Origin of the sequence: Micromonospora sp. NPDC049301 (assembly GCF_040678715.1) — a bacterium.
In the GTDB taxonomy this organism is placed as follows: Bacteria; Actinomycetota; Actinomycetes; order Mycobacteriales; family Micromonosporaceae; genus Micromonospora.
Genome location: NZ_JBFAQO010000006.1, coordinates 148,098 through 155,874, shown reverse-complemented (window position 1 = coordinate 155,874; position 7,777 = coordinate 148,098). Strand labels below are relative to the sequence as shown.

The 7,777-nt window shown below is 72.1% G+C and carries 8 protein-coding genes and 1 tRNA gene; 1 reads left to right on the top strand and 8 read right to left on the bottom strand.

Going from position 1 to position 7,777, the window contains the following annotated elements; all coding sequences use genetic code 11:
- Nucleotides 1–267: 267 nt before the first annotated feature.
- A tRNA-Tyr gene (locus AB0K07_RS19375) sits at nt 268–351 on the bottom strand.
- A 147-nt stretch (nt 352–498) separates the two neighbouring features.
- On the opposite strand from AB0K07_RS19375, the gene AB0K07_RS19370 reads away from it, so the two are divergent.
- The gene (locus tag AB0K07_RS19370) at nt 499–993 is read left to right on the top strand and encodes a YajQ family cyclic di-GMP-binding protein (protein WP_363756816.1); all 495 of its coding nucleotides are present in this window, start codon (nt 499–501) and stop codon (nt 991–993) included.
- A gap of 24 nt (nt 994–1,017) precedes the next feature.
- Here AB0K07_RS19370 and AB0K07_RS19365 read toward each other — a convergent pair whose 3' ends face one another.
- The 7 genes from AB0K07_RS19365 to AB0K07_RS19335 all read right to left on the bottom strand — a co-directional run bounded on the left by AB0K07_RS19365 (nt 1,018) and on the right by AB0K07_RS19335 (nt 7,620).
- Nucleotides 1,018–1,353 (bottom strand): hypothetical protein, encoded by a 336-nt coding sequence (locus AB0K07_RS19365; RefSeq protein WP_363756815.1) that lies wholly within the window; start codon nt 1,351–1,353, stop codon nt 1,018–1,020.
- A gap of 42 nt (nt 1,354–1,395) precedes the next feature.
- Complete coding sequence (locus tag AB0K07_RS19360) at nt 1,396–1,638, bottom strand: hypothetical protein (RefSeq protein ID WP_363756814.1); 243 nt, start codon at nt 1,636–1,638, stop codon at nt 1,396–1,398.
- A gap of 94 nt (nt 1,639–1,732) precedes the next feature.
- Nucleotides 1,733–2,140, bottom strand: coding sequence for a dihydrofolate reductase family protein (locus tag AB0K07_RS19355; RefSeq protein WP_363757161.1), 408 nt, complete (start codon nt 2,138–2,140; stop codon nt 1,733–1,735).
- Between the two features lie 75 nt (nt 2,141–2,215).
- Nucleotides 2,216–3,475 carry an MFS transporter gene (locus AB0K07_RS19350; protein ID WP_363756813.1) on the bottom strand — a complete coding sequence of 420 codons (1,260 nt, stop codon included), beginning with the start codon at nt 3,473–3,475 and terminating at the stop codon, nt 2,216–2,218.
- Between the two features lie 140 nt (nt 3,476–3,615).
- A complete protein-coding gene (htpX, locus tag AB0K07_RS19345) occupies nt 3,616–4,491 on the bottom strand; it encodes a zinc metalloprotease HtpX (protein ID WP_363756812.1) in 876 nt (291 codons plus the stop codon).
- 133 nt (nt 4,492–4,624) lie between these two features.
- Nucleotides 4,625–6,115 (bottom strand): proton-conducting transporter membrane subunit, encoded by a 1,491-nt coding sequence (locus AB0K07_RS19340; protein WP_363756811.1) that lies wholly within the window; start codon nt 6,113–6,115, stop codon nt 4,625–4,627.
- Nucleotides 6,112–7,620 carry an NADH-quinone oxidoreductase subunit M gene (locus AB0K07_RS19335; protein WP_363756810.1) on the bottom strand — a complete coding sequence of 503 codons (1,509 nt, stop codon included), beginning with the start codon at nt 7,618–7,620 and terminating at the stop codon, nt 6,112–6,114. Before AB0K07_RS19335 ends, AB0K07_RS19340 begins: the two co-directional genes overlap by 4 nt.
- Nucleotides 7,621–7,777: the final 157 nt, after the last annotated feature.

Below are 7,777 nucleotides of genomic sequence, written 5' to 3'. Positions count from 1 at the left end.
TTCGCCGTGGAGAACGCCGCCTCCAACGAGGGGGATTTGGTCTCCGGAGGCAAATTCGCCTCTTGCGGTCGCCACGCCTCTTCCTGCTGGTCGTCCTCAGGAACCTCGTCTGGGTAGGAAAGTTCTGCCATCACGGATCCTTTGATGCAGCGTGCCCGTTGCGTGCCCGATCACTCGGTCAATCAGGGGTAACGAAGGTCAAGAGCAGCCGGAGACGACGAAGGCCCCTGACCTGCGTTTCCGCAGTTCAGAGGCCTTGCCGTTCCCTGGTGGCGGGTAGAGGATTCGAACCTCTGTAGCTTTCGCGACGGATTTACAGTCCGCTCCCATTGGCCGCTCGGGCAACCCGCCAGGGCACCCCACCGCGTCGCAACGCGGCGGCGGAAGCAAGGATAGCGGTTCGCCCCGGTACCGGCGCAACCGGGTACGGTCAGGGGGTCGTGCCGCCGGTCGGCGGCCGACGGCACGCCCAGACCGCCGGACAGCAGGAGCAGAAGCATGCCAGCGAACCCGTCCTTCGACATCGTGAGCAAGGTCGACCGCCAGGAGGTCGACAACGCCCTCCGTCAGGCGGAGAAGGAGCTCGGGACGCGGTTCGACTTCCGCGGCACGGGCGCGGAGATCTCCTGGTCGGGTGAGGAGGCGATCGGCCTCCAGGCGGAGACCGAGGAGCGGGTGCGCGCCGCGCTGGACGTGTTCAAGGAGAAGCTGGTCAAGCGGAACATCTCACTGAAGTCGTTGGACGCCGGCGAGGCTCGCCCGTCGGGCAAGGTGTTCAAGATCGACTGCAAGGTGATCCAGGGCATCGACTCGGACAAGGCCAAGGCGATCAGCAAGAAGATCCGCGAAGAGGGCCCCAAGGGCGTTCAGGCCCAGATCCAGGGCGACCAGCTGCGGGTGACCGGCAAGAAGAAGGACGACCTCCAGGCGGTCATCTCGCTGCTCAAGGGCGAGGACTTCGGCGTCGCCCTCCAGTTCACCAACTACCGGTAGGCCTGGGGCGGCCCGCCCGCCTACCTACTCACGTCGGTTGCGCCGCACGGGCTTGATCACGTCTCGCCGGAGTGCCCGCATCAGGGCTCGATGCCGATTGGTTCCGCCACGTGGCATCAACCGGTCAGCCCACAGCTTGATCATGCCCGCCCAGGCGAGACCCACTCCCGTCGCGACCGCCACCATCGCCAGCGCGAACGAGGTCATGGTCAGTGGCAGGAAGCGGATCACCGCCGAAACGAGGACCAGCAGACCGAAGATCAGGCCGACGGCGAGGCACCTGTACGCCCAGACCAGGTTGCGGTAGCCGCGGCTGGCTTCGATCTGCGCGACGGCCTTGTCCAGCTCAGTTCCTGCCACTGCCACCCTCTTCCTCTCAGGGCGTGCCCACTGGAGCGGGACCTACGATCTCGGGTTCGGCTGCCTCGCCGCCTGGCGCCGTCGTAGCTCCACACGGGTAACCCAAACGAGCACGCTGAGCGCTGCGAGCAGAACCCAGCCGACCGGATTGGTCGGGACGATCAACAGGGCTGCTACCGCGGCGATCGCACCGATCGCACCGAAGGACCACATCTTGCCGAGCGGAATCTCCCGGGGCCGCTCTGACTCGTGCCGGTCGGGCTGGTTCCGGTCGTCAGAGGTCACGAGCTGATCATGGTGGTGACCCGCGACCCGCGTCAACGTGCAACCGGGGCCGACGCCGCCGGTGAATCCGCCCCGCCGGCACCGTTTGTGATGGTCAGTAGATGACGCTGTACCAGTGCGCGGTCTCGCCGGGAATCGGCGCCAGCCGCACCCTGGTTCCTCCCGGCTGGTCGAACATGCGTACTCCGTCGCCGAGCAGCACCGGGGCGAAGAGCATCAGGATCTCGTCGAGCAGCCCCGCCTGGATGCACTGTCTGGCGACGTTCGCGCCGAGCACGTTGACGTAGCTGTCCCCGGCGGCCTCCCTGGCCTGCGCGACGGCGCTGTGCAGGTCGCCGACGAACGTGACGCCCGTGTCCGGCTCGGCCGGCGGCCGGTGGGTGAGCACGAACACCGGGCCGTGGTACTGCCCGCCGAATGCGCCCTCGCTGTCGGTGCCGCGGTTCGGGTCGTCGCCGCCGAACGTGGTGTTGCCGGCCAGGATCGCGCCGACGTTGGCCAGCAGGTCAGTCTGGTGGACCGCCGGGAGCCGAAGAAGTCAGCGGCGGGGACGACGCGCGTCGCGGCTGCGGGCTGGTCAGGCGGCGACGGGCTCGTCGGCGCGTACCGTCGAGATTTCCGCGCGGGCGATCGGCCCGGCGGGGAGCGCGGCGACCGCGGCCCCGACGGCGACCGACGCCCCGGCGAACAGGAACGCCCACGGCACACCGCCGGCGTGGTCCACGATCAGGCCGGCCACCGCGCCGCCGGCGGCGCTGGCCGCCACCGACATGGTCACCACCCAGGTGTACGCCTCGTTCAGCATTCCGGCCGGCGCGATCCGGCCGACCAGGGTGTTCTCCAGGGTCAGCGCGGGAGCGATGGTGGCCCCGCCGACGACCAGCGCGATGCCCAGCGCCAGCGGCGTCGGCATGACCGCGAACACCACGAAGGTGCCGGCGAGCGCGGCGAGCAGCATGGCGAACTGTCGGGTCATGTTCGGCGACGGGCTGCGGACGCCGAACCAGAAGCCGCCGGCCGCGCTGCCGATTCCCCAGACCGCCAGCAGGATTCCGGCCAGGCTCTCCGGGTCGTCGGCGGTGTAGTTGCCGGCGTACGCCGGGACGATCACGCCCGCGGCGCCGAACGCGATGCCGAGGCTGGCCACGCAGACCAGCAGGGCCGGGAAGCCCCCCACCCGCAGCGGGCCGAGCCCCCGGGCGTGGTGCTCGCGCGAGTGCGGACGCCAGCCACGCATCACGCGGCCGAGGGCCACGGCGGTGGTGCCGACCAGGGTGACCACGGCCGCCCCGATCAGCGCGGCCGCGGCGTCGGCGACCAGCACGAAGCCGGCGACGAGCAGCGGGCCGAGCACGAAGACGATCTCGAACAGCGAGGTCTCCGCTGCCAGGGCGGTGTTGCGCAGGTGGTACCGGTCGGAGCCGGGGCCGGTCAGGTCGTTCCACGCGCCACGGATGGCGGCGGTGAGCGGTGGGTAGGTCGCTCCGGCGACGCCGGCGGCCAGGTAGATGGCGGGAAGGGCGTCGTCGCCTGACCGGCTGGCCAGCAGCAGCCCGATGAGCGCCAGCGGATGGGCCACGGCGGTGACCAGCAGGACCGGGCTCGGCCCGACCCGGTCGGCGATCCGGCCGGCCACGGGGCTGAGCACGGCACCGGCGACGGCGTAGATCCCGCCGGCGACGGCCGCGAGGGCGTACCGCCCGGTCACCTGCTCCACCACCAGCAGCAGCGCCAGCGGGGTCATGCCGATCCCGAGCCGCCCGATGATGCCCGTGACCAGCAGCATCGGCGCGCCGGGGATCCGCCAGACACCCAGGTACTGACGCAGCGCGGCCACCGTGAACCTCCAAGGATGTAATGAGCGTGAGCCGTTACGACCCTAACAACGGCGGTCGTCCGTAGGTACCGGATATCGCGGCCGACACAGCACTCCGCCCGCACCGGGACGGGTGCGGGCGGAGGCGGTGAATCAGCGGGTCAGCGCTGGAACTGCACAGGCCCCGCGTTGGCGGCCATCTGCTCCAGCCGGGCGACCCGGTCCTCCATCTTCGGGTGGGTGGAGAAGAGCGCGGCCACGCCGCCACCCCGGAACGGGTTGGCGATCATGAGGTGCGCGGTGCTGGTGAGCTGGCCCTGTGCCGGCAACGGCCGGCGTCGGGCCACCGCATCGATCTTGCGAAGTGCGCTCGCGAGGGCCAGCGGGTCACGACTCAACTCCGCGCCCGAGGCGTCCGCCTGGAACTCGCGGCTCCGGCTGATCGCCAACTGGATGACCGTGGCCGCGATCGGCCCCAGGATCAGGGTCAACAGCAGCACGGCCGGGTTCGGCCGGTCCTCGTCGTCGCCACCGCCCAGCGGGATGAAGAAGGCGATGTTCGCCAGGAAGGTGATGATGCCGGCCAGGCCGGCCGCCACGCTGGAGATCAGGATGTCGCGGTTGTAGACGTGCGACAGCTCGTGCCCGATCACACCGCGCAGCTCGCGGTAGTCGAGGATCTCGGTGATGCCCTGCGTCACGCAGACCGCCGCGTGCTGCGGGTTACGACCCGTGGCGAACGCGTTGGGCTGCGCGGTCGGGCTGACGTAGAGCCGCGGCATCGGCTGCCGGGCCTCGGCCGCCAGCTCCCGGACCATCCGGTACAGCTCGGGGAACTCCGCCTCGCTGACCGGTTGCGCCCGCATCGAGCGCAGCGCGAGCTTGTCGGAGTAGAAGTAGGAAATGCCGTTCATGCCGAGCGACACGAGTACGGCGACGACCAGTCCGCCACTGCCGCCGAACCCGTAGCCCACCGCAAGGATCAGGGCGGTGAGCAGGCCGAGCAGCGCGGCGGTCTTCAGACGGTTGTGGTGCACGATCACTCCTTCGGTGCACGGATCGCCGGGATCCGCTGACCGGTCCAACAACCCCGTACCCGCCAACCATCCGTGTCAACGCTGAGAGTTGCCTGAGATCCGCCGCTCGGGCCGCCGGACGCGGACCCGGGGGTCAGCGACCGGCCAGGTCGAGCACCAGTTGCGGGGCGACACCGAGCACCACGGCAGCCACCGTGGCCACCGCCAGCACCACGGCCACCACACCCACCAGCGGTACGGCCGCCGCGGCACCGGGCAGCGCCGGGGCCGGTGTGGGTGTCGGCGCCCACAGGGCCGCGGTCACGCGCAGGTAGTAGGCCAGCCCGATCACCGCGTTCACCGCCACCACCAGCGCCAGCCACGCGGCGCCGCCGTCCAGCAGAGCCCGGACCACGGTCACCTTCGCGAACAGCCCCGCCAGGCCGGGTGGCAGACCAGCCAGGCCGACCAGCGCGAGACCGAGCGCCGCACCCCGCCACGGGTGCCGGCGGGCCGCGCCGCGCAGGTCGTCCAGCGTGCCGCCGTCCGCACCCGTCGGGCGCAGCGCGGTCACCCCGGCGAACGCGGCCAGTTCCAGGACCACGAAGAAGACGGCGTACGCCACGGCGGCGGCGTACGCGGCGGCCCGCGCCTCGCCCGTCCGGCCGGCGGCCAGCGCCAGCGCGCCCAGCGGGGCGAGGATGTAGCCGGCCTGCGCGACCGAGGACCAGGCGAGCAGCCGAACGGTACGCCGCTGGCGCAGGGCGACCAGGTTCCCCACGGTCATGGTGAGCACCGCGAGCAGGGCGAGCACCGGACCGGTCTGGTCGGCCGGCAGCGCCCGCTGCACCACGGCGAGCAACGCGACGACGCCGCCCAGCTTCGACACCGTGGACAGGTACGCGGCAACCGGCAGCGGTGCGCCGTCGTAGGTGGCCGGCGCCCAGGCGTGGAACGGCACCGCCGCCACCTTGAAGGCCAGCCCGAGCAGCAGCAACGCCACCGCGGCGGTGGTCAGTGGCAGGTCCCGCAGCTCCGGTCGTTCGGCGAGCAGCGTGCCGAGCCGGTCCAGGTGCAGCCCGCCGGTCACCGCGTACAGCAGCGCTGCGCCGAGCAGGGACACCGTGGTGGCCACCACGCTGACCACGAAGAAGGTGACCGCCGCCTCCGCGCTGGCGAGGCTCCCCCGGCGCAGGCCGACCAGCACGTACAGCGGCAGGGTCAGCGTCTCCAGGGCGACGATCAGGGTGATCAGGTCACCGGCCGCGCCGAGCACCACGCCGCCGGTCATCGAGCAGGCGAGCAGGAAGCAGTACTCCCCCACCGGGGAGCGCCCGGCTCGCAGCGCGGGCACGGACAACCCGAGCACGCCCAGGGTGAGCAGCGCCACCACCGCGCCGACCAGGGCGGCCCGGCCGCCGAAGATCCAGGAGCAGTCGGCGCCGACACAGAACGTCCGCCGCTCCCCCACCGCGCCGACCAGGGCGGCACCGACGGCGGTGCCGAGCGCGCCGAGCGCGGCCACCACGACCGTGGCCCGGGGCCGGGCCAGCAGCAGGTCGGTGACCAGCACGAGCACGGCGGTGCCGGCGGCCAGGTAGGCCGGCAGCAGCGCCACGCTGTCCACACTCTGCACCACGTTCATGGGAGGACCACCCCGATCAGGGCGTCCACCGGGGCTTCGGCGACGCCGAGGACCAGCGTCGGGGCCAGCCCGATGGCCAGCGCGAGCAGCACCAGCGGCGCCCACGCGGTCAGCTCCGCCCCGGCCAGGGTCGGACCGACGCGGTCGACGGCGGTGCTCGGCCGGCCGTGGGTGACGCGACGCAGCAGCCGCAGGAAGTACGCGGCGGTGAGCGCTCCACCGACGGCGGCCAGCACCCCGAGGGTCGTCCACAGCGGGCCGCCCACCTGGATCGCCGCGATCACCGCGAACGCCTCCCCCCAGAAGCCGGCCAGCCCGGGCAGGCCGAGCGACGCGACCGCCGCGAACGCGAGCAGACCGGCCAGCCGGGGCGCGGTCTCCCGCAGCCCGGACAACTCGGACAGGCTGCCCGTGCCGGTGCGGTCCTTCACCGCGCCGGCCAGGAAGAACAGCAGGCCGGTGATCACGCCGTGCGCGACGTTGCCGATCAGCGCCGCCTGGATGCCGGTCGTGGTCAGCGTGGCGACGCCCAGCAGCACGAAGCCCATGTGCCCGACGCTGGAGTACGCGATGAGCCGCTTGACCTCGTCCTGCGCGAGGCAGACCAGTGAGCCGACCAGGATGGCGGCGACGGCCAGCACGCCGAGCACCGGCGCCGCCCAGCGGGCACCCTCCGGGGCCACCCCCACCGCCACGCGGATCAGGCCGTAGGTGCCCATCTTGAGCAGCACTCCGGCGAGCACGACACTGCCCACCGTGGGGGCCTGGGTGTGCGCGTCGGGCAGCCACGAGTGCAGCGGCCACAGGGGGCTCTTCACCGCGAACGCGAGCGCGAGCAGGGTGAACGCGGCGAGTTGCGTCCCCCGGGACAACCCGCCGCCACCGGTCAGCGTCACCACGTCGGCGGTGCCCGCGGCGGCGACCACCACGTACACGCCGACCAGCAGCAGCACCGAGCCGAGCAGGGTGTAGAGCACGAACTTGCGGGCCGCCCGACGCCGGTCCGCGCCACCCCAGCCGGCGATGATCGCGTACATCGGCAGCAGGACGACCTCGAAGAAGAGGAAGAACAGCACCAGGTCCAGGGCGAGGAAGGTGCCCAGGATGCCCACCTCGACCACCAGCAGCAGCGCGACCAGCGTCCGGCCACTGCCGCCGGCCGGCACCCGCCACAGCGTGTACCCGCAGCAGAGCAGCGTGAGCAGCGCGGTCAGCACCACCAGCGGCCAGGAGATGCCGTCGACGCCGAGGTGGAAGCGCAGATCCAGCCCGGGCACCCAGGGCAGATCCAGCTGGTGCCAGGGCCGCACGGCCGGCGCGGCGGCCGACCAGGCGACCCAGTTTCGGCCGCCGAACACCAGCGGCACCGCGGCCAGCAGGGTCAGCGCCGCCGCCACCGTGCCGACCAGCCGGGCAGCCCGGTCCCGGGGTGTCGCCGCCACCGCGACCGCGCCGAGCGCCGGCAGCGCCAGGACGGCGACCAGCAGCACCTGCCCGAAGCTCATCGGACCGCCTCTGTTCGCGACTGCGGGGCTCGCAACACCGGCTCACTCCTCGCGCTCACCGGACCGCCTCTGTTCGCGACTGCGGGGCTCGCAACACCGGCTCACTCCTCGCGCTCACCGGACCGCCTCTGTTCGCGACTGCGGGGCTCGCAACACC